22 protein-coding genes and 2 pseudogenes are annotated in these 19,248 nt (G+C 49.6%); 7 read left to right on the top strand and 17 right to left on the bottom strand.

All coding sequences use genetic code 11. The annotated features are described in order from the left end of the window. Nucleotides 1–4 precede the first annotated feature (4 nt). Nucleotides 5–913: a MoxR family ATPase gene (locus BGX14_RS02935; RefSeq protein ID WP_073305920.1), complete on the bottom strand. Its 909-nt coding sequence runs from the start codon at nucleotides 911–913 to the stop codon at nucleotides 5–7. Nucleotides 914–1,700: 787 nt separating this feature from the next. Between BGX14_RS02935 and BGX14_RS02930 the strand changes: the two genes are divergently transcribed. Genes BGX14_RS02930 through BGX14_RS02910 form a run of 5 tightly spaced genes read left to right on the top strand, consistent with a single transcriptional unit; the run spans nucleotide 1,701 to nucleotide 4,578 of the window. Further along, nucleotides 1,701–1,928 carry a hypothetical protein gene (locus BGX14_RS02930; protein WP_073305871.1) on the top strand — a complete coding sequence of 76 codons (228 nt, stop codon included), beginning with the start codon at nucleotides 1,701–1,703 and terminating at the stop codon, nucleotides 1,926–1,928. 52 nt (nucleotides 1,929–1,980) lie between these two features. Then, nucleotides 1,981–2,502: an FISUMP domain-containing protein gene (locus BGX14_RS02925; RefSeq protein WP_073305873.1), complete on the top strand. Its 522-nt coding sequence runs from the start codon at nucleotides 1,981–1,983 to the stop codon at nucleotides 2,500–2,502. A 12-nt stretch (nucleotides 2,503–2,514) separates the two neighbouring features. Further along, nucleotides 2,515–3,444 carry a threonine/serine exporter family protein gene (locus BGX14_RS02920; RefSeq protein ID WP_073305875.1) on the top strand — a complete coding sequence of 310 codons (930 nt, stop codon included), beginning with the start codon at nucleotides 2,515–2,517 and terminating at the stop codon, nucleotides 3,442–3,444. 1 nt (nucleotide 3,445) lies between these two features. After that, nucleotides 3,446–3,964, top strand: a complete 519-nt coding sequence (locus tag BGX14_RS02915) for a threonine/serine exporter family protein (RefSeq protein WP_073305877.1) — start codon at nucleotides 3,446–3,448, stop codon at nucleotides 3,962–3,964. A gap of 26 nt (nucleotides 3,965–3,990) precedes the next feature. Next, nucleotides 3,991–4,578, top strand: coding sequence for a hypothetical protein (locus BGX14_RS02910; RefSeq protein WP_143394099.1), 588 nt, complete (start codon nucleotides 3,991–3,993; stop codon nucleotides 4,576–4,578). Nucleotides 4,579–4,877: 299 nt separating this feature from the next. Here BGX14_RS02910 and secG read toward each other — a convergent pair whose 3' ends face one another. The 7 genes from secG to BGX14_RS02875 form a co-directional block, all read right to left on the bottom strand. Further along, nucleotides 4,878–5,270: a preprotein translocase subunit SecG gene (gene secG / locus BGX14_RS02905; RefSeq protein ID WP_078777505.1), complete on the bottom strand. Its 393-nt coding sequence runs from the start codon at nucleotides 5,268–5,270 to the stop codon at nucleotides 4,878–4,880. Between the two features lie 20 nt (nucleotides 5,271–5,290). Continuing rightward, nucleotides 5,291–6,052: a triose-phosphate isomerase gene (gene tpiA, locus BGX14_RS02900; protein ID WP_073305883.1), complete on the bottom strand. Its 762-nt coding sequence runs from the start codon at nucleotides 6,050–6,052 to the stop codon at nucleotides 5,291–5,293. A 91-nt stretch (nucleotides 6,053–6,143) separates the two neighbouring features. Continuing rightward, complete coding sequence (locus tag BGX14_RS02895; protein ID WP_095879763.1) at nucleotides 6,144–6,572, bottom strand: hypothetical protein; 429 nt, start codon at nucleotides 6,570–6,572, stop codon at nucleotides 6,144–6,146. A gap of 144 nt (nucleotides 6,573–6,716) precedes the next feature. After that, nucleotides 6,717–7,295 (bottom strand): ABC-type transport auxiliary lipoprotein family protein, encoded by a 579-nt coding sequence (locus tag BGX14_RS02890; RefSeq protein WP_073305885.1) that lies wholly within the window; start codon nucleotides 7,293–7,295, stop codon nucleotides 6,717–6,719. 38 nt (nucleotides 7,296–7,333) lie between these two features. Continuing rightward, nucleotides 7,334–8,257, bottom strand: a complete 924-nt coding sequence (locus BGX14_RS02885) for an MlaD family protein (RefSeq protein WP_073305887.1) — start codon at nucleotides 8,255–8,257, stop codon at nucleotides 7,334–7,336. Between the two features lie 8 nt (nucleotides 8,258–8,265). Beyond that, on the bottom strand, nucleotides 8,266–9,048 hold the full coding sequence (locus tag BGX14_RS02880; RefSeq protein ID WP_073305889.1) for an ABC transporter ATP-binding protein: 783 nt from the start codon (nucleotides 9,046–9,048) through the stop codon (nucleotides 8,266–8,268). A 3-nt stretch (nucleotides 9,049–9,051) separates the two neighbouring features. Next, the gene (locus BGX14_RS02875; RefSeq protein ID WP_073305891.1) at nucleotides 9,052–10,119 is read right to left on the bottom strand and encodes an ABC transporter permease; all 1,068 of its coding nucleotides are present in this window, start codon (nucleotides 10,117–10,119) and stop codon (nucleotides 9,052–9,054) included. Between the two features lie 271 nt (nucleotides 10,120–10,390). Between BGX14_RS02875 and BGX14_RS02870 the strand changes: the two genes are divergently transcribed. Next, nucleotides 10,391–11,368: a hypothetical protein gene (locus BGX14_RS02870; RefSeq protein WP_095879004.1), complete on the top strand. Its 978-nt coding sequence runs from the start codon at nucleotides 10,391–10,393 to the stop codon at nucleotides 11,366–11,368. Here BGX14_RS02870 and BGX14_RS02865 read toward each other — a convergent pair. From BGX14_RS02865 to mltG, 4 genes are all read right to left on the bottom strand, one after another. After that, complete coding sequence (locus tag BGX14_RS02865) at nucleotides 11,321–12,052, bottom strand: hypothetical protein (protein WP_095879003.1); 732 nt, start codon at nucleotides 12,050–12,052, stop codon at nucleotides 11,321–11,323. The two genes, BGX14_RS02870 and BGX14_RS02865, sit on opposite strands and share 48 nt — an antisense overlap. Nucleotides 12,053–12,330: 278 nt before the next feature. Beyond that, a complete protein-coding gene (gene recA / locus BGX14_RS02860; RefSeq protein ID WP_073305897.1) occupies nucleotides 12,331–13,452 on the bottom strand; it encodes a recombinase RecA in 1,122 nt (373 codons plus the stop codon). 72 nt (nucleotides 13,453–13,524) lie between these two features. Beyond that, the gene (locus BGX14_RS02855) at nucleotides 13,525–14,031 is read right to left on the bottom strand and encodes a CinA family protein (protein WP_095879002.1); all 507 of its coding nucleotides are present in this window, start codon (nucleotides 14,029–14,031) and stop codon (nucleotides 13,525–13,527) included. 163 nt (nucleotides 14,032–14,194) lie between these two features. Then, nucleotides 14,195–15,199, bottom strand: a complete 1,005-nt coding sequence (gene mltG / locus BGX14_RS02850) for an endolytic transglycosylase MltG (protein ID WP_233126381.1) — start codon at nucleotides 15,197–15,199, stop codon at nucleotides 14,195–14,197. Nucleotides 15,200–15,304: 105 nt separating this feature from the next. On the opposite strand from mltG, the gene BGX14_RS02845 reads away from it, so the two are divergent. Next, on the top strand, nucleotides 15,305–15,745 hold the full coding sequence (locus BGX14_RS02845) for a hypothetical protein (protein ID WP_073305902.1): 441 nt from the start codon (nucleotides 15,305–15,307) through the stop codon (nucleotides 15,743–15,745). 363 nt (nucleotides 15,746–16,108) lie between these two features. On the opposite strand, the pseudogene BGX14_RS02840 reads toward BGX14_RS02845, so the two are convergent. The 5 genes and pseudogenes from BGX14_RS02840 to BGX14_RS02820 form a co-directional block, all read right to left on the bottom strand. Further along, a pseudogene (locus tag BGX14_RS02840) lies at nucleotides 16,109–16,607 on the bottom strand (GNAT family N-acetyltransferase). Nucleotides 16,608–16,653: 46 nt separating this feature from the next. Beyond that, the gene (locus tag BGX14_RS02835) at nucleotides 16,654–17,178 is read right to left on the bottom strand and encodes an adenylate kinase (RefSeq protein ID WP_369833017.1); all 525 of its coding nucleotides are present in this window, start codon (nucleotides 17,176–17,178) and stop codon (nucleotides 16,654–16,656) included. Between the two features lie 17 nt (nucleotides 17,179–17,195). Next, nucleotides 17,196–17,828, bottom strand: coding sequence for a CatB-related O-acetyltransferase (locus tag BGX14_RS02830; RefSeq protein ID WP_095879762.1), 633 nt, complete (start codon nucleotides 17,826–17,828; stop codon nucleotides 17,196–17,198). After that, a pseudogene (locus tag BGX14_RS16400) lies at nucleotides 17,825–18,372 on the bottom strand (GNAT family N-acetyltransferase). Before BGX14_RS16400 ends, BGX14_RS02830 begins: the two are co-directional and overlap by 4 nt. Before the next feature lie 150 nt (nucleotides 18,373–18,522). Next, the gene (locus BGX14_RS02820) at nucleotides 18,523–19,149 is read right to left on the bottom strand and encodes an MBL fold metallo-hydrolase (protein WP_095879000.1); all 627 of its coding nucleotides are present in this window, start codon (nucleotides 19,147–19,149) and stop codon (nucleotides 18,523–18,525) included. Nucleotides 19,150–19,248: the final 99 nt, after the last annotated feature.

Below are 19,248 nucleotides of genomic sequence, written 5' to 3'. Positions count from 1 at the left end.
AAATTTAACGGGGCAGGGGTGTCCGCTTCTGGATTTCGTTCAAAATATGTTCCGCTGTTCCGCTTTCGGCATCCGCGCAGAAAATGCGGTGCGCCATGACCGGCAAAAAGGCCTTTTGAATATCGTCCGGCTTTAGGGCTTTGCGGCCATCCATCCAGGCGAATGAAGACGCCAGAGAAAGAATCGAGATCCCCGCCCGTGGACTTGCCGGCAGACGTACAAGCGCGTGCGAACGCGTGGCCTGGACCAGCGAAACGATATAGCCGTAAAGGCTTTCATCCACATAAATCGATTGGATTTCCTTGCGCCATTTTAAAATTTCTTCGGGAGAAGTGACGGGCTGCACGGCATCGATCGGGTGCGACTCCTTGTGGGCTTTAAGAATCGACACTTCCGTATGGGTGTCGGGGTAGCCGAGTGAGAGCCGAATCAGAAAACGGTCCATTTGCGCTTCGGGGAGCGGGAAAACTCCGTGAAATTCGACCGGATTTTCTGTCGCGAGGACCATGAATAAATCGGGCAGCCGATGGCTTTCGCCTTCGAGGGAAACCTGCCGTTCTTCCATGGCTTCCAGGAGAGCGCTCTGCGTCCTTGGCGATGCCCGGTTGATTTCGTCCGCCAAAAGAATTTGCGTAAAGACGGGGCCTTTCTGGAGTTCAAAAGTTCCTGTCGATGGGCGATAAATGGAACCGCCCGTCACGTCGGCGGGGAGCAGGTCCGGCGTAAACTGGATGCGGGAAAAATCCGCTCCGATTGCCTTTGCCAGAGCCTTGGCGAGGGTGGTCTTGCCCGTTCCGGGAACATCTTCGATTAAAACGTGCCCACCGGCGAGAAGTGCCGCAAGCAGCAGATCGACCGCGCTTTCTTTGCCGAGAATCACCTTGTTCAGTTCTTTGCGTAAAGAATCTATCATGGCGATAAAATACATTATTCGGGAAATTCAGGCGGGGAAGGGGAGAATGCGGGAATGGGAGATGCTGCATCTTGCCGCTTTTTATGGTGAGATTCAAGGAAGGACGGTCTCTTGACCGTCCATGAATTTCATTTGCGATCTGTTATTGCGAGAAACGCTAGTGACGAGGCTGTTTTTAGAACGAGAAAGAAGGGTTACTTCATCTTTCGGAATTTGCAATGACGAAAAGAGTTTTTTCAACGAGCGTTGCGTTGGTCAAGTTTTTCCGACAGGAAAAACCGATTTTTTAGTAGACCAGTTCCCGTCATACGGACTTATTCAAGATTGCATATTTAAAACTTCGCTGAGCAGTTGTCTTCCTCGAAGCATTTCGAGAAGTTCTCCGATGCGTATTAGATACCCTAGTCGGTGTAGGGATCTCCGGTCATTTGTATTTGTTCATTGACACCTACAGTACTTTTACGCAGAAGTCCGATGATGGCGTACTCGACAGTCTCCGGGCGAGTATCCGACTGCAGAACCAGTCGATAATTGCGGTCAGGTACATGAACCCGCGGTTGAGCCGGATGTCGGTGATGTTGGGTTCCACACCTGATTTGCTCGCGTGATTTTCACCCCCTGTAGCAGGCAGGGGGGCCTGTGCTTCGTGCTAGGAATATCGTGAGGGGATCCGGATAGATGGCTTGGATGCCGATCTTTCGCGCCCGCATAAATCCCGAATTCCTTTTACGGAGCGGCCTGTATTTTGCGCTGGCCTGATGTCGGGGTTTCCGTGTAGATTTCGTCGATGGCCGTTCATAATTTCGATCTTGCGCCCGGCCTCCTTCTGCATATAACAGACGCTGCTGCGGGAAATATTCGGCAGCTCGCACAGTTCCGTGACCGTGTATTCAAAGTCGCCCTATCTTTCCTTATAGGAGCCGCAATTTCTTCAATTTTGAAACTTTTCATTAAAAATGATTATATATTTGAAAATGATAATTCGATAAAAAATAAAGTATTAGTCGGACTTTGAACGGACTTCTATCTTTGGCGGCGAAAAGGAAACAGTCAAATAGGAGTTTTCTATGAAAAAAATCGTTCTTTCCTTGATGTTTGCCGCGATTCTTGTCGCTTGCGACGATGCGCACAAATGTAAATTCGTCGAGGAGGACGGGACGCTTCGCTGCCCGGAAAAGAATTATAAAACGGTTTCCATTTTGGGGAAAAATTGGGTCGCCGAAAATTCGAACTTCTTTACGGATTTCAGCTATTGCTACGGAAACGGTTACAAAATGTGCGAAAGTTTTGGCCGGCTTTATACGTGGGAGGCTTCCAAAAAAGCTTGCCCGGTCGGATGGCGCGTGCCGACAAAAGCGGAATTTTTGGAACTCCTCCAATACGGCGAATTCGAAAAATTGAACGTGCTCGCCGCGGGATTCCGTTATTACGAGGACAATTACGTGGATAGGGAAAAGGCGGCGCGTTTTTGGACGAGCGACGAATACGATGGAACCCGGGCGTATATGATGAGCGTCGAAGGCGACGAAATCCTTGCGGAACATTTCAACAAGTCGATTGCCGCATCCGTCCGCTGCATCCAGGAATAGGACGATAACGCCATGGGAATCGGAATCGACATCGCGAGCATTTATTCGGGACATGCGAGGACGCTCATCGTTCTCGGATTGCTTGCGACGTTTCTCTTTTTTCTTTTTTGCCGAATTCTCGATGCCCGTCGGCGGAGTGCGAAGCCCGCGGAGGCGTCGAATTCGCTTGCAAAAAAATCGGAAATGCCGAAAACGGAAAGGATTATAGCCGAGTTCGCGGCTTCCATGGCATCCGCCGGGGCGACCAGTTCGCTTTCGGAGTCGAGCGTCCGGTATTTATGCGCCCGCTTCGGCGTGTCTGCGGAAATCATCGGATTTCCCAAACACGTATTGCTGAGCGTTTCCGACGAAAATCCCGTCCGAAATTTCACCATCACGCAGAAGTTGCAGCCAAACCCGTTGGACTTTCACCGGATAATCCTTTTGCATCGCTTGGCGAAGGAAACTTTGCGGGAAATGTATCCGCTTGAAGTTTTTTGGAACAAATACCGCGAAATCCTTTGCGAAAAAAGATTGCATCCGAATTTGGTTTTGGTGTTGACCGGGCTTGCAAACGCTTCGTTTTGCAAACTTTTCAATGGCGACGCCGTTTCGATGGGAATTGTTTTTTTGGCAACGGAATGCGGATTCTTTTTGAAAAACGCGTTGCACGGGAAATTCGGAATCGACATGCGCCTCGCCACGATTTTTGCCGCCTTCGTTTCCACGGTCATCGGTTGCGCGGGATACGCTTTCCAATTGGGCGACACGCCCGACATCGCGCTTGCGACGAGCGTTCTTTACCTTGTGCCCGGAATTCCGTATATCAATGCGCTGAGCGATCTTTTGAACGGCGCATTTCTAAGTTGTATACGGCATGCGTTCAATGCGACGATTCTTACGATATGTCTTTCCATCGGCTTTAGCCTTGGACTGATTTCCACCAACCTGCACTTTTTTTAATATGCTTTTGTCCACCCTTTTACAAGATGGAATTTTCGCCGCGATTGCCGCCATCGGATTTGGCAGCATCAGCAACGTTCCCAAAAAAATTTTTGCCGGCTGTGGAGTTGTTGCGGCGATGGGGCACGTCACACGATTCGTTCTGATGAATTTGTTCGGAACGCACATTATTTGGGCGAGCCTCGTGGCGGGACTTGTCATCGGTTGCGCGGCGATTCTTTTGAGGCGGGTTTGGAAATGCCCGTGCGAAATGCTCGCGTTCCCCGCGCTTTTGCCTATGATTCCCGGAATGTATGCGTATCGTTCCGTCCAATCGCTTTTGCTTTGTTTCAAAACGCCTAATGACGAGCTTTTCGAACATTACATCCATATTTTCGTGTACAACTTCATGGTCTGCGTGCTCGCCATTTTGATGATGGTTTTCGGGCTTACGTTCGTGATTCATCTTCAAAGAAAGCGGACGATTTTTCAAAAGTGGAAAAAGTCGTCTGTCGCTTTTTCGCAAAAATCGGTGGATTAGCTATTTTTGAAGACATCGAGGTTTATATGAAGTTTTATATTCTGGCTTTTTCCGCGCTTCTCCTGACCGTGATTTTCGGATGCGGGGAAGCTTCGCCAAAATCGGTCGTCATTTATTTTTCGCAAACGGGAACGACCAAAAAAATCGCCGAAGAAATCCGGGAAAACGCGGGTGCGGATTTGGCGGAACTTCGAATGGAAAATCCGTATCCTTCGACGTATGGCTGTATGATTTCCGCGTATCGCGTAGGAATGCGAAACAAAGAATTGGCCAAAACTTTTGAACGGGAAAATGGATTTGTCGAAATACGATATGGCTTATCCCGGCTATTCGATTATGTTCGGGATGTCCTTCCGTTCTGCATGTATGACCGCGGAGGCTTGCAAGTAGCGGCGAGAGAATTAAAACGGCTCGTACCTTACGCAAATGTTGTCGAATCTTATGGAATTGCGCATAAACGAATTTCAAAGTCCGCTAATGACCGAGGAATACTTACTACGGGTGATTGCGATTTCGGATGGCCTTATATTAATTGCGTCGGGGGGGGGCACGTCAAATCTTTTAGTCGCTCGATGCACTGCATTTCCTTCTTGGGATCGCTGAAGGCTTCCTAGGCATTCTTGAGTAACTCCAGCTATCGTATTGGTGTGTACGCCGAACTCGGCGGAGAGTTCACGGATGGCGGTGAGCGCCTCCTTCGCCTTGAACGCTTTGTCTAGCACCTGCGGGTGCATTTTCTCGGTCTTGTTGATACATGTGCGGCTGCTTGCCGTCTTCTTGCCCTTGCTGTTGGCCTTTTATTTTAATTAAGGAGCCGTACGAATTTTCCCGACCGGCTTATTTTTCACTTGTGGTGAATTTCCCACAAAAAAAGACCAACTCGCGTTGGTCTTGAAATGAAAATGGAATTGCCTTATTCTGCGGCAGGGATTTCCGCTGCCGGTTGTGCAGAGGGAAGTTCTGCTGCTGGAGCCGCGGGAATTGCCGTTGCCGGCATTTGCGCGGGAGCTTGAGCTGCGGATTGTTCCGTCGCTTGCTTCAGGGATGATTTTGTAGAAGCGGAACTATCGTTCTGGATGGTCATATAGCCAAGGGCGAATACGAGAACCAAATAGATAATCCCGACAACTCTCGTGAGTTTCTGCACGAATGTCGCCGCTCCCGCCGTGGAAAAAGCGGATTGCGAAGTCATTCCGCCAAGACCGGCGAGGCCGCCCATCTTGTCGTTTTGCAGAAGAATCAGCATAATCAAGAAAAGGCAAAGAAAAACGTGAATGACGATTCCTGCCCAAAAGAGTGTTGGCATGTTTTTTCCTTCGGATGAAATTACTTGGCTTCAGCAGCGTCGATGATGGCTTTGAAGGTGTCGGCTTTGAGTCCGGCTCCGCCAATGAGACCGCCGTCAATGTCTTTTTGCGCGAGGAGACCGGCAGCGTTGGCTCCCTTCATCGATCCGCCGTATTGGATGCGCATGCCTTCGGCAACGGCTTCGCCGTAGATTTCCTTGACGACGGAGCGCACGTAGGCCTGGGTTTCTTCGGCCTGTTCGTCGGTGGCGGTGACGCCCGTTCCGATTGCCCAAACAGGTTCGTAGGCGAGAACGCACTTGGCGGCGTCTTCGGCGGAAACGTCCTTGAATGCGCCCTTGACCTGAAGGCCGAGGACTTCCTTAAGAATGCCGCCGTTGCGCTGGTCGAGGGTTTCGCCGATGCAGATAATCGGCTTGAGTCCGGCTTCCAAGGTCTTTTTCACTTTGAGGTTCACCGTTTCTTCGGTTTCATGGAAATACTGGCGTTGTTCGGAGTGTCCGATGATCACGTATTCGGCACCGATTTCCTTGACCATGTCGATGGAAACTTTTCCGGTGTAGGCTCCCTGGTCCTTCCAGTGGATGTCCTGGATGGCGAGTTTCACGTTGGAACCCTTGATGACATCAGCGACTTTGGCTGCGGCAAGATATGTCGGGGCGATGACGACTTCGGTCTTCTTCACGTCCTTGACGGCGGCGACGATGTCGCTGGCGAGTTGAACGCTTTCGCTCACGGTCTTGTTCATCTTCCAGTTTCCAGCAATGATGTACTGACGCATAATGTTTAACTCCTTAAGAGGTTTGTTTGAAATCCAGACCAAATGTATAAAAAAAGCGTTGCTTTGCTAGCAGCGCTTTGACAAAAAATCGTTAATAGGTGTATTCCTGACTTTTCTTGGGAGGTTCGGACCCGCCATAGCGGTCGCCTTCGATTTTCTCCAGGATCAGCTCGTTTTCGTAGCCTTTCATACGGACCGCTTCCGGCGTTTTCCATTTCAGGCGGGTGATGAGCTGTCCGTCCCTTGTCAGGTATTCCCAAATGTGGCCGTCCTGCATTTCGCGGTCGGGAGGTCCCCAGAGGAGGTTCACCATTTCCTGGGTCATGCCTTCTTCGATGTAGCCTTGCAGGAAAATATCCTTGAGGCGTTTGTCGATGCCCATGCTTTCTTTGGTGGCAAAGTATTCCCGTTCGTATTGTTCGACGCCGCGTTCGACAAGAACAGATGAAGAATAGCGGCTGTTGCAGGCGGAAAGGGCGAGAATCGCAAGCCCGATTGCCAAGACCCTGTTGAGTTTCATAATCGCTCCTGAAAAGGTTTCACGTTCCATAGCGCATTTAAGATAAATAATTTTGGCGACCTCGTGTGTAAATTTCGGGAATTATATGCCATCTCGGCCAGTTCGACAACCGGCGCTCCCTGAATTTATCGAAGGGCGGCGAATCTACGGGCGCAGCGTTTTTTCGATTTCCGAGAGGGCGTTCGCCGTGTAGCGGTTTAAAAGTTTCGATGCGGACTTGGCGATTGCCCGGGGCTCATGGCTTTCGAGCGGTTCCTTCTCGTCGTAGTTCTTTTTCCACAGGGTGGAATCCTTTTGCAGATCGTGCAGGGAGAGTTCCAGTGTGACGTGGGCGTAGCGTTCCGATTCATCGACTTCTTCGATGGCGGTTACAAAACCGGAAAGCTCCAAGTCGGGCATTGCCGACGCCCGGAGTTCCACTTTCTGAAACAGCCCGCTCTGCTTGAAGTTGTCGGCGACAAGGCTTGTCACCTGGTATTCCGGGGAAGAGGCCCACATGTCGTTGTTGTAGGACATGAAGTCGTATGGCGATTCGCGGTAAACGATATTGGTTTGCGCATAAGCCGGGTCGATGGCGAATTTTTTGACGGAGAGCGTGTAGGGGGTAGGGGTTGCCGCTTGGAATTGCGGCTCTGGAGCGAGAGTGTAGTAGCGCGTCTGGATGGTGGTCGTGGAGCAGGCGGAAAGCAGGGCGAGGGCGGCGGCAAAGAGGATTTTTTTCATGAGGCAAATTCCTTGGAAATCGTCGAAATGGTTTGTTCCTATCGCCCTTGCGGTTTGGATTCCCGAATAAGGGCGGACGGGTTCTGTTTGATTTTTTGCGAAAAGACGGACAGGTTGGAAAGGACGACGTTCAGCTGGTCCAGAACTTCGCCCAGACGGTCCTGGTTGTTGTAAAGCACCATATCAGCGCGCTTGGTCATGTCGCTGACGGACTTTAGCGCAGAAACCGTATTCTGATTTATCGTCTGCACGTCGAGCGCTTCCATTTTTTCTTGGAGAAGTTTTAGGTTCGTCTCGATTTTGGTGGCGATTTCCGCCTGCTGGACATCGTCCAGAGTCTTGCGGAGGGCTATTGCCGAGGCTTCGATTTCTTTCATCGGGCTCTGGATTTCGCGGGTGATTTTAGAAGCGTTCGCACTGGCGCTTTCCAAATTTTTGAGGGTGTTGGAAATGTGCCGGGCGTTTTCCTCGGAAAGGATGGTGGAAACGTGTTCCAAAAGTTTGTCCACTTTGTCGTAGGTCGCTTCGGCTTTGCCGGAAACCTTTGTCAAAAAATTTTCCCCCGCTTGAACATAGCCGCCGGGCGGCACATCCATTTCGTTCACATTCCCGCCAGAAAGAACCAAATCCTTCAATCCGGTCAGGGAAATGCCGTGGGTCATTTGGGTGCGAGTGCCTTCCTTGATGGGCGTGCCCTCTTGCACGTTGAAGTGGACGATGACGTGGTTCAGGTTCGTGCTGTCGATGTGAATCTTGGTCACGTTGCCGACTTCGATGCCGTTCAAAAGTACTTTGGCGTCGATGGAAAGGCCGATGACCGACTCGTTGAAAATGGTATAGTATTCTGTTTTTTTGTCGGACAGCTGCTGCTGGGCGATAAAGACGGTGAATCCGATGGCGGCTCCCAGACAGATGAGGAGAAAAATGCCCAGCCGGATGCGTTCTGTTCTTGTCGTGTCCATAAAATTTGCTAATCCTCAAAATGAAAATGGACGAATTGTTTGTCCGTTTCGGTATTGTGGTGCGAGCGCGAAAAAAAATCGTGGATGTCGGGAATGTCGGAATCGATGCCGTCTTTTAACGTGCCGTCCATCAGGACCCGCCCGTTTTTCAGATAGATAAATTTGTCTGTAATCGTCCGGATGCTTTCCAGCTCGTGCGAAACGATAACGACGGAAATTCCCAAAGAGTCCCGCAGTTCCAAAAGGAGTTCGTCCAGGGAGCGCGAAGTGACGGGGTCAAGCCCGGCGGACGGTTCGTCGCAAAAGAGAAGTTCCGGTTCAAAAGCGATTGCCCTCGCCAGAGCGGCGCGCTTGCGCATACCGCCCGAAAGTTCGGATGGGAACTTGTAAAAGGCGTTGAGCAGGTGCACTTTTTCCAGCCGATCGGCGGCGATTTCGTCCAGAGTCTTTTGGGCGAGCTTGGGGTAGCTGCGGCGGAGGGGGAGTTCCACGTTTTCGGCGACGGTCAGGTTGGTAAGCAATGCTCCGCCCTGAAAAAGAACGCCTGTCCTTTTGCGGATGCGGTCCGGAATCGGTTCTCGTGTCGGGATTTCTTCGCCGAAAAAGGAGAGGGTTCCCGATATCGCCCTTTCCAGTTTCAGGATGTTGTTCAGCAGCGTCGATTTCCCGCAGCCCGAAGCACCCAGAATCATCCGGATTTCTTTGGGCATTACCGTAAAGGAGATGTCTTCCAGAATCACTTTTTGCCCGTAACCGGCGCGTAGATGTTTGACTTCCAATACTGCGGTCATGGCTTAATAATAGATGAATGAAAAGAGGGCGTCGGCAATGATGATTCCCGAAATGGACGTGACGACGCAGGATGTGGTGGCTTTTCCCACGGCATCGGCGCCTCCGCGGACGTTCAGGCCTTTTTGGGCGGCGACCAGGGCGATAATCCAGCCGAAGACGAGGGATTTAATCATGCTTTTCGTGATAAGCACGAGGTTTATTCCGTCTTTCAGCGAAAAGATGTAGTTGTAGGGGGAAATTTCACAGACCAGGTCGGCGACGATCATTCCGGAAAGGCAGCCGAAAATGGACGAGCAAAAAGAGAGAATGGGGACGGCGACGCTCAACGCCTTGAAGCGGGGGAGCACCAGAAATTGAATCGGGGGGATGCCCATGGTTCGCAGGGCTTTAATTTCTTCGGCGACGGTCATGCTGGAAATTTCCGCGGTGATGGAACTGCCGGAACGCCCCGCCAGAATAATGGAACTGAGCAGAGGGCCGATTTCGGCAAACATCAGAAAGCCGAGTCCGCTTGCCAGGTAGGATCCGCCCCCGACTGCATTCAGCATATTGGAACTCTGGAACGCGAGGGAGAAAGCGATAAGGAAAACCAGCAAAAAGACGATTCCGCAGGCGTCGCCGCCCAAGCGAAGGAGCTGCCGGGCAGTCCCGTGAAAGGGAATGCGGCTTTTGTCGAAGGTCTTAAAAAGAGTCCAGTAAAGGCATTCGCTGAGCAGGTAGAAAAAATCTCGCAGGCCTTTGAGGATAAAGAATCCGAAATCGCCGGTCTTTTCGACAATGCCCATTTCGTTCTGCGCTTCTTTTGGCGGAACTCTGTTGATGGTCAGCTGGGAAAGTTCGGTGCGGAGCTCGGGAGAAAAACCGCTCAATACGCATTTTTTCCCGGTGTTTTCTGCAAAAAGGGCGATGTCCGCAAGCAGGGTCTTTCCAAAAAAATCCAGAGAAAAAACAGCCGAGCCGTCCAAACGCAAGTTTCCTTTGGAAAGAATGCGGAAACAGCTTTTTTGGATGACGCCGAGGTCTTTCGGGGAAATATCCCTGGGAAGCTGGACTGTCGTAAAATTCTCCATTGCAAGCGCAATTTAGAAAAGAAATCCCGATTTTTTGATGGAGTTAAAATCTTTTGCGACAAGAAAGGCCCTATTTCGGATAAAGGACGCTTCCTTTACACAGGAACGTTTTGCCCGATTTGCGAAAACGGTGATAAAGGGCGGGCGTTCTTGGCGCACTTGATGAAAGCGGGTGAGGGGCTTGCTAGAAAATCTTTTTAAGGTTGATTTTTTTTTGAGAATACGAAAGTTTTACCGAGTAGTCATCAAAATTTTTTTAAATTGGCACTTGATGAATTTTTTCCGCCGACTGAAAACCTTCGTGAGCTGTAGTCTGTTTCTAACAGGCCTTGCTGTCGGCGATATTTTTGACTTTGATGGGCTTTACCGGTTGCGGTATGGTCCGAATGCCAGCGTGGTTCTTTCGGGGAATACGCCTGTGGTGTGGGGCGAGTGGTTGAATCAGGCAACGGGAACAGCCTCTTTCAATTGGATTGAACCGCTGCGCAGTCTGCCTTATGGGGAACCTTTGGATCCGGATGCCGCATTTTTGCGTTTTTCCTTCGATTTGGAAGCTTCGCCTTTTTATGGGGGATTTCGTTTGGGAATCGGAGGTCGCCCTCTCCAGATGAATCCGCAAATCGAAGTTCGCTTTATTTACGAACACTACACCTATTTCAATTCCAACGTAGAGATGACTCTGGCGAGCAATTCGAAAAACGGAAGCATCGCGGATTCGTGGAATGCGGACTGGATGAGCGACCGGGTGTTTTCCAAAGACGCTGCGGTGGATTTTATGCAGAATTTCGCGTTCTATCTCAATATGGAGTATGCGCTGTTGGGGGACGGCCTGCTCGGGATTGGGGCGCATTTTACGCTGGTGGATATCAGCACGCAATTTGAAGGGAAAAGCTTCGACTATCGCAGAAATATCCCGGTTTTCAGTAGGGACTTTATTATAGATCTGGTCGCCTTCGCCTATATTCCCTTTTCGGAACACTGGGCGGTCGCTTGCCATTTGAACCAGTATAATACGGGCAATTCCCGCTCTTCAGACGGCACTTATCTGAAGGAACCTTTAAGCTATACGATTGGGCTGGTGGGTCCGTCTTTCCGCTGGGGGAAAAAATCGCCTAGCAAAGTGACCCTTTTGGGGGGCTTTTGGATGCGGGAAAAAGACCGCTTTTACAGCGGGGATGTTTCCCAGCAGTTTCTTGTCCACCTACAGTTCCAGCGGAATTTCGAATTTGATATCCAGCCAGTTCCATAAACGCATTTTTTTGTCGGGTTGAATTTTCTTTGGACTTTCCGTTTGAGGGCGCTGCGTCTCTATTTTTCGCGCCGTCCGAATCCATAAAGAACCATGATAGTCGTTTCCCCAAAAATCCAGAATGGTCGGCAGAAGCATATTGTCGTAGGGCTTCCAGGAGTGGATTCGGATTGTCCGTTTGTTTTGGGCGTTGAAGTCGCTCATTTGGACGGAATCGGGAGTCGGGAACGTGTTCGGGGTCAAGCTCTGCCAGGTCTGGGATTTTGCGGTGAGGAAAGAGGCGAGTGGGCTGTGCTGGCTGTCCGGGCACAAGAACGCACCTCGGGCGAGAAGTTCCAGATCGTCCCATTTGATGGGACTCTCTCCGATGTTTTCTTTCAAGTGGTGCATGGCCATCAGTCGCCGGAAATTTTCGGGCTTTAATTCGATGTAGCGGAAATTTTCCGCAGAGACATAACGGAAAGATTCTTTTCCCGATACGGAAATGTCGAAAGTGTCGGCGGTAAAGGGCTGGTGCTGCCAGATAATGTCCACGTGGATTCGGGAATGTTCCCGGTTGATGAAACGGCCCTCTGCGGAGATCACCGCGGCAGAATCCATCAGCAGCTTGGGGCATTCTTCAGCGCAAACGGAAGAAAAGAACAAGGCGAGCAACAAGGCTGTTTTAGGGGCGGAAAGAATCATGAAATCGTAAAATTGGAATAGGCGATGGACCAGCTTTTTTCACCAAAGCCATTTTTAAATGGTGGCCAATACAATATAATTTATATCCGTTCGGAAATTTTATCCATGGTTTTGGAATCCAGACAAATAAGCTGGAATCAGCAGCGGTCGTCTCTTTTCTTTAGCCGTGCTTTTAGGAGAACTAAAGCAAAAGCCCTTTCCTCTTTCGCTGGACTTCGGAATATGGCGAAACCGAATTTGACGGATAGAGAAAAGGACTTTCTGTTATCAACGAAATTTTAGGCTTCTTCTGCGGCAGCTTCCGGAGAAATGGAATCGTCCGGAGAAATGGAATCGTCCGTAGAAAGGGCTTCGTCTTCGGAAATATCGAACATTTTCACGTCTTTCATGTTCTCGCGGATTTTCGTTTCGATCTCGCTGCAAATTTCCGGGTTGTTTTTCAGGAACAGGCGAGCACTTTCGCGGCCTTGTCCAATACGCTCGCCGTTATACGAGAACCAGGATCCGCTCTTTTCGATGACATCCAATTCAACGCCCAAGTCGAGAATGCTTGCTTCGCGGGAAACTCCCTGCCCGTAGAGGATGTCGAACTCGCATTGGGTAAACGGCGCCGCGACTTTGTTCTTGACGATTTTTACGCGGGTCCTGTTGCCGATGACATCTTCGCCGTTTTTGATTTGGGCGATGCGGCGGATGTCCAGACGCTGGGATGCGTAGAACTTCAATGCGTTTCCGCCGGTCGTCGTTTCCGGGTTGCCGAACATCACGCCGATTTTCATACGGAGCTGATTGATGAAAATCATGCAGGTGTTGGATTTGGAAAGGATGCCGGTGAGCTTGCGAAGGGCTTGGGACATGAGGCGTGCTTGCAATCCGACATGGTTGTCCCCCATTTCGCCGTTGATTTCCGCTTGCGGAACGAGAGCGGCGACCGAGTCGATGACGATGAGATCGATGGCTCCAGAACGCACCAAGGTTTCGGCGATATCGAGAGCCTGTTCGCCCGTATCGGGCTGGGAAACCAGAAGCTGATCAATGTTGATTCCCAAGTGGCGGGCATAGACCGGGTCAAAAGCGTGCTCCGCGTCAATAAAGGCAGCCACTCCGCCTTGTTTTTGCGCTTCGGCAATGGCGTGGAGGGAAAGGGTCGTTTTTCCAGAAGACTCCGGTCCGTAGATTTCGATGATGCGTCCGCGCGGGAATCCGCCAACTCCGAGTGCCATATCCAGCTGGATGCAGCCCGACGGGATGACTGGAATATTCTGTTCTGGCTGTCCTCCCAGCGTCATGATGGAACCCTTGCCGAAATTCTTTTCAATTTGTGCGATAGCCGCTTCGACGGCTTTAGCCTTTTCTCCGGAAAGGGGCTTGTTGAGAGAGGTCGCTGCTTTCTTTGCCATTTTGGTATCTCCAAGTGATTTTTTGAACTTAAATATACAAACTACTGAACTTTTGTGCAAGTGCTTTTCTGTTCATTTTTTGTTGGTGAGAGCACCGCGCAGAGCGTCCAGTACTTTAAAGACGCTTTTCTGGCGGATTTGTCCACGGTTTCCTGAAAATTTTTCACAGAATACGATTTTTTTACAATCGGAAACGACAGCCATCCATACGAGTCCTACTGGTTTTTCCTTAGTCCCTCCGTCCGGTCCGGCGATTCCCGTTGTAGAAACGGCCCAATCCGTTTTGTAAATCCGGCGTGCGCCTTCGGCCATGGCGAGTGCGGTTTCTTCGCTGACGGCTCCAAATCTATCTAAAGTATCTTGTGGGACGCCAAGAATGTCCCGTTTCGCGTCGTTCCAGTATGTACAGGCTCCGCCTTTGAAAAAAACGCTTGCGCCCGGCAGCCCGACCAATTCGCTGGCGACCATTCCACCGGTGCAAGATTCGGCGGTGGAAAGCGTTTCGCCTTTTTGCTGTAAAAGTCCGGCCAGATTTTCGAGCAGTTCGTTCAGCGTATTCGTGTTGGGTTCTGTTGTCATGGTTTTAGTTCCTTTTTCCTATAAGATAGAATGTCGGATTGACAGAATGTGACAAAAAGCCGCTTCTAAAAATCCTTTTCAAAAAATCGGAGGTTCGTTGTCCGTTGAGAGCGGTTCGTGAGTCAGGCTTCCTTCGATAAACTCAGGGCTCGTCGGTTGAAAACTATTCGCCCCGATTTCTTGCGGCGGTGGATTTGAACTTGTTGTGCTGGGCGAGCGAGCTGGAAAAAAAGTGGGTTCCGGAACCGTCGTCTTTGGCGACAAAGTAAAGGGCGTCCGTTCGGGCTGGATGAAGGGTTGCGACAATGGCTTTTTTCCCGGGATTGGAAATCGGACCCGGCATCAGTCCTTGAAACCGTCGCGTGTTGTAAGGGCTGTCGCTTTGCAGCTGGCTTTTGTAAATCGGGCCGGAGAGGTTCCGAAAGATAAAGCGAACCGTCGGATCGGCACCGAGCGGCATTCCGATGCGCAGCCGGTTCACAAAAACGCCGGCAATCAGATTTCGCTCTTCGATTTTTCCTGTTTCTTCTTCGACGACGCTGGCGAGGGTCAGTATTTTATGCCAGCCACCGAGTTCCTTCCACAGGGGGCTGTTTTCCTTTTCGAGTTCGTCGCGCAGTTTCAGGTTGGCTTTGACCATTTGGCGAGCGATGTCTTTTTCCGAAGCGCCGTATTCAATGGGATAGGTGTCGGGAAGCAGGTAGCCTTCCAGACTTTCTGCATCGACGCCGAGTTCCTGGGCAAATTGCGGGTCGTGGACGAGGGCTTCCCATTTTGTGGAATCGAAAGCGGGAAAGGCTTTGCGGAAGTAGGCGGGCATTTCCCACGAAGCGCGACCTTCGGGAATGGTTACTTTGCGGTTTGCCGTCTTGCCGGAGGTCAGGATCTTTGCCATTCCAGCGATGCTAGTTTGGGGCGGAATGTCGTACCAGCCGGCCTTTAGCTGCAATTTTTGGATTCGGCACCACCAGGAAAAGAGCTTGGCATGGGAAATAAGTCCCTGTTTTACCAGCATATTGCCCGCTTTAAGGGCCGAAGAACCGCTTTCTACTTGGACGGTGGTCCAGGTCCGGTTGTCCGAAGGGGCAAAAATCTGGCGTTTGGCCCCATAAAGGGCGATGGCGGCCATCGATAGAAGAATAAATAGGGCGAAAACAAATTTTTTCATACGAATGGGAATATAAAAAGAAAAAATCCCTACCATTTTGAAAAAATAAAGGATATATTTGGGATAAAGATTAGAAAAAAGGGTTCCACCCTAAGAGGATGTGAAATGACTAAAAAAATTTTGTTCTGCCTTCTTGCTTTGATGGTTGTCGCTGCTGTTGCCGCACCGAAATCGGTGAAGTCAAAACGCGGCGATATTGATTTGACCAAGACGAAAGGCGGTTCGGATGTGGTTTGTACCGCATCTTTCTCCGACGAACTTCGCATTGTAAAAGATGATGGCGATGCGGTTCTTGTCAAAGGTGCTTGCGGTCAGGGATGGGTCGCAAAAAGCATCGTGGAATATGTAGCGAAAGCCGAAGGCGACAAGTCGATGTCCTTGGATGAAGTTGACGTTATTGGTTGGTTGGACAACCCGAGTGCCGTGTTCGTTTTGGACGCTGACGCTGCGGAGTTCGATGGAGTGAATATCGATCGTAACTTCAAGGAATACTTGCAGCATACGATGGACCGCGAAACCATGGAAATGCAGAACAACGAAAACTAGTTCGATTTTCAAAACGATTTAGAAAGGATCCGCCTCATTCAAAGTGGGGCGGTTTCTTTTTTAGAATTTCACTAGCAACAAACCACTACTTTTCCCTTGGCGCTGGTTAGTGTGCTTTGACTAGTTCGATAAGCTCACTAACCGGCGGTCCCTGAGCCTGCCGAACCACTTCACCAAAGCAATTTTATTTAATAACGGATTTTGACCTGCATTTGCGAGTGTTGTTCAAAGGATTTTCAAGGGGCGAAGTGGATCCGAAAAATGGTGTTACGCATCATTTGTATAATTTGGGCTCAAGCTCGGGATTTGGTTCCATAAACTTTCAAAACGCAAATTTTGAAGGAAAAATTTTTTCCGAAAGGATTATTTGTTTTTGTCTGCATATTCCTGGCGGGTGATGACATAGCGAGAGTGGGGCATGACGATTCCTTTGTAATGCTTAACTCCGCTGTCTTTTTTGTGCATGCCGTTTCGGAGAGCCACGCGGATAGATGCCTCATTGTTATCGCGAATGATTGAGCAGACTTCTTGGGCTTTCCATTTTTCGAAAGCGTATTTTTTTGCAGGCGACAGCGGCTTCTGTAGCGAAACCCTGATGCCAAAATTGCCGTTCAAAAAGATATCCGATTTCCAGCACTTCTTCGTTTTTCCACGGTTGCATGGTTAGTCCGCATTGGCCGATGAAGCTGTCGCTTTCTTTTAAAACCACTGCCCACAATCCGAAATGCCACATCTTGTAGCGGGCGATTTGCCGTTCTAGCCATTGCCGGACTTCTTCGTCGGAAAAGGCTCCCTCGTAGGCGTACATGGCTTTGGCATCTTGCAGGGTTTTGCACAAAGCGGAAAAATCTTCTTGCTCCATTTCCCGGAAGTAAAGCCTTTGGGATTCCAGAATCCTCTTTTTTGAGTTAGAGTTCAATGGAAAGCTCGTATTTTTTATCGATGAAAATAGAATTTAGATGGAATTTTTGAGCCATTTCCAGAGAGTGCTTGTTTTCTTTCCAGAGATTTTCCTGAGAACAGTCGTCGTGTAGGCGTTTTTCCGTTTTGGCATATTTTTGAATGTCGTCAAAATGATTTCGGATATAATTTTCGCTCATGATCAGGCAATACGATTGGATGTGCTGGCGATATTTGGGAGCGAAATCACTAGTCCAGTTCCAAGGGATATAGCAGCCTTCCACAATCAAATTCTGATCGTTTTCGATAACGGTTTTTATCATTTCTCGCAGAATGGGCCAGAGAAATTCTGTGAGTTTTTCGTCGTCGGTGGGCGTGAGCTGGGCCAGTCCGCTTCGGATAAGCCCCATTTTCAGGTGGTCGATGGAGAAATAAGGATATTTGTATTTTTCCAAAAGTTTTTGCGCTAGGGTCGTTTTCCCGGTGTGGGATGCGCCCGTAATTAAAATGACCATTCGTTTCTCCGACGATATTTTTGTGACTTCAAAATTTATTTCTGAATTGCCTGTAATTTATGTACGTCATTTCCCAAAATGATTTCCAGATGGTCCAGAATTTTTTGAATGTCCCAGTCCCACCATTTAATTTGTTGTAAAATGGCGATTTCTTTTGGGGAAAAGCGTTTTCGGATTTCTCGGACGGGGTTCCCGGCGGCGATGGTGTAAGGGGGCACGTTTTTGGAAACCGTCGAGTTGGCTCTGATGACGGCGCTGTCTCCAATATGGAAGCCGGGCATAATTGTCACGTTTTGTCCAATCCACACGTCATTGCCGATGACGGTATCGCCTTTTTGGGGCAGTTCGGCAAGATGCTTTTGGTTCACGCCCTCCCTTTGCTGCAAAATGGCGGTAAAGGGATAAGTGCTAATGGCGTTCATGTTGTGATTTGCCGCATTCATGATGAAGCGGATGTTTTCGCTCAGGGAGCAGAATTTGCTGATAATCAGCTTGTCCCCAAATTCCTTGTAATGATACAGGACGCAGTCTTTTTCAAAATTTTCCACGCCCTTTTCGCAATTGTAGTAGGTGAAATCCCCGATTTGAATATTGGAATTTTGGACGACGTTTTTGATGTAGCAGATGTTTTTCAGGTTCTTGTTGGGATGCAGTTCGTTGGCGTTCATTGTTTTTTCCTTTGTGCAGTCCACTCTTCTTTTGTCAAAAGGGTGATGAGACAGGTCCGGGTCTCGTTTAGCAAGGGAACGGGGGAGTTCCTGTCGGTGTGATGGTGGGAAAATCCGCATTTTTTCTGGACGCGTCTGGATTTTGTGTTGCCTTCGTAGGATCCGCACCAGATTGCTGAAAGATTCAGCTCTTCAAATCCTCGGCGAATAAGTTCGCTCGCCGCTTCGGGAATGTAGCCGTTTCCCCAGAAAGGCTTTCCTATCCAGTAGCCCATTCGCATTCGCTGTCGCTTGTTGTCAAGTCAGAGCGTCCGTTGGGAATGAGTTCAATCGCTCCGATAGCTTTTTCGTCTTTTAGGCAGACGGCGTAGCATTCCACTCCGCAAAAAACGGATTCGATAATGCGGCGGCTTTCTTAGACGTTTTGGTGGGGCGGCCATCCGGCGATGTGTCCTACGTCGGAATCCTTGGCGTATTCGTATAGATTTTCCGCATCGTCTTTCTTTCTAGGGCGAAGAATCAATCGTTTCGTTTTCAATATCATGCAAATCCTTGAATTTATAGGCTCTTCTAAAAATCCATTTTCAAAAAATCGGTTGTATTCGAGTGGCTCGGGATTAATGATTGGTGGGCTTCGGGTTCCGCAGTCGTAGCTCGAACTCGTCGAATCATTTCATCAAAGCTCCGTTAAAATTCAATACAGAATTTTTTCAGCGGCGATGGTGGTTGCCGCTCCGTGCCCGCAGCATACGACGGTTTTGGCGTCCAGCACGAGGAGCTTTTCTCGGATGGATTTCAATAGGGTCGCTTCGTCTCCGCAAAACAAATCGGTGCGGCCTCGTCCGCCTTGGAAGAGAACGTCGCCAGAAAACAGTACGCTTTCCGATGTTTCGTAAAGAGCCAGACTTCCCGGCGAATGCCCGGGCACTTCCAGCACTTGGAAGGACATCTTGCCGACTTCGATGATGTCTCCCTCTTTCAAAAAGTTTCGAGGCTGGGGAACTTTCTCGTGGATTTCCAGACCGAAAAGTGCCGCCTGTTTTTCAACCCCTTGGATAAGAAATAAATCCTTTTCCCCGACTTCTGCTGAAATTCGAAAATCCCGTTCCACGAAGCCGTTGCCCAGACAATGATCCAGATGCAGGTGTGTATTGATGAGGCGTTTGGGAAGGAGTCGGTTGCTTTGGATAAAATCCTTGGCTTTGTTCCATTCGGTTTCGTTGTAGAATCCGGGATCAATCAAAAGGGCTTCTCGCGTGTCGTCATAGACGATGTAGGTATTTTCTTGAAAGGGGTTGCAGATGAAATTTTGGATATTCATACCTTTGAATATATATTTTCAAAAGTTCGCGTGTTTTGCTTGCGGCGGCTTTATGCCGGCGTTAAATGCCTACGGGATGAACGGTTCAACAAGGGTGTG

Source organism: Fibrobacter sp. UWS1 (assembly GCF_002300445.1).
Lineage (GTDB): Bacteria > Fibrobacterota > Fibrobacteria > Fibrobacterales > Fibrobacteraceae > Hallerella > Hallerella intestinalis.
The sequence above is the reverse complement of the archived record's forward strand: the minus strand, read 5'-3'. Positions and strand labels throughout refer to the sequence as shown.

Bases quoted from the DNA above. Each gene is read 5' to 3' on its own strand.
- BGX14_RS02935 (WP_073305920.1), bottom strand. From the start codon at position 913: ATGATAGATTCTTTACGCAAAGAACTGAACAAGGTGATTCTCGGCAAA.
- BGX14_RS02930 (WP_073305871.1), top strand. From the start codon at position 1,701: ATGGCCGTTCATAATTTCGATCTTGCGCCCGGCCTCCTTCTGCATATA.
- BGX14_RS02925 (WP_073305873.1), top strand. From the start codon at position 1,981: ATGAAAAAAATCGTTCTTTCCTTGATGTTTGCCGCGATTCTTGTCGCT.
- BGX14_RS02920 (WP_073305875.1), top strand. From the start codon at position 2,515: ATGGGAATCGGAATCGACATCGCGAGCATTTATTCGGGACATGCGAGG.
- BGX14_RS02915 (WP_073305877.1), top strand. From the start codon at position 3,446: ATGCTTTTGTCCACCCTTTTACAAGATGGAATTTTCGCCGCGATTGCC.
- BGX14_RS02910 (WP_143394099.1), top strand. From the start codon at position 3,991: ATGAAGTTTTATATTCTGGCTTTTTCCGCGCTTCTCCTGACCGTGATT.
- secG (WP_078777505.1), bottom strand. From the start codon at position 5,270: ATGCCAACACTCTTTTGGGCAGGAATCGTCATTCACGTTTTTCTTTGC.
- tpiA (WP_073305883.1), bottom strand. From the start codon at position 6,052: ATGCGTCAGTACATCATTGCTGGAAACTGGAAGATGAACAAGACCGTG.
- BGX14_RS02895 (WP_095879763.1), bottom strand. From the start codon at position 6,572: ATGAAACTCAACAGGGTCTTGGCAATCGGGCTTGCGATTCTCGCCCTT.
- BGX14_RS02890 (WP_073305885.1), bottom strand. From the start codon at position 7,295: ATGAAAAAAATCCTCTTTGCCGCCGCCCTCGCCCTGCTTTCCGCCTGC.
- BGX14_RS02885 (WP_073305887.1), bottom strand. From the start codon at position 8,257: ATGGACACGACAAGAACAGAACGCATCCGGCTGGGCATTTTTCTCCTC.
- BGX14_RS02880 (WP_073305889.1), bottom strand. From the start codon at position 9,048: ATGACCGCAGTATTGGAAGTCAAACATCTACGCGCCGGTTACGGGCAA.
- BGX14_RS02875 (WP_073305891.1), bottom strand. From the start codon at position 10,119: ATGGAGAATTTTACGACAGTCCAGCTTCCCAGGGATATTTCCCCGAAA.
- BGX14_RS02870 (WP_095879004.1), top strand. From the start codon at position 10,391: ATGAATTTTTTCCGCCGACTGAAAACCTTCGTGAGCTGTAGTCTGTTT.
- BGX14_RS02865 (WP_095879003.1), bottom strand. From the start codon at position 12,052: ATGATTCTTTCCGCCCCTAAAACAGCCTTGTTGCTCGCCTTGTTCTTT.
- recA (WP_073305897.1), bottom strand. From the start codon at position 13,452: ATGGCAAAGAAAGCAGCGACCTCTCTCAACAAGCCCCTTTCCGGAGAA.
- BGX14_RS02855 (WP_095879002.1), bottom strand. From the start codon at position 14,031: ATGACAACAGAACCCAACACGAATACGCTGAACGAACTGCTCGAAAAT.
- mltG (WP_233126381.1), bottom strand. From the start codon at position 15,199: ATGAAAAAATTTGTTTTCGCCCTATTTATTCTTCTATCGATGGCCGCC.
- BGX14_RS02845 (WP_073305902.1), top strand. From the start codon at position 15,305: ATGACTAAAAAAATTTTGTTCTGCCTTCTTGCTTTGATGGTTGTCGCT.
- BGX14_RS02830 (WP_095879762.1), bottom strand. From the start codon at position 17,828: ATGAACGCCAACGAACTGCATCCCAACAAGAACCTGAAAAACATCTGC.
- BGX14_RS02820 (WP_095879000.1), bottom strand. From the start codon at position 19,149: ATGAATATCCAAAATTTCATCTGCAACCCCTTTCAAGAAAATACCTAC.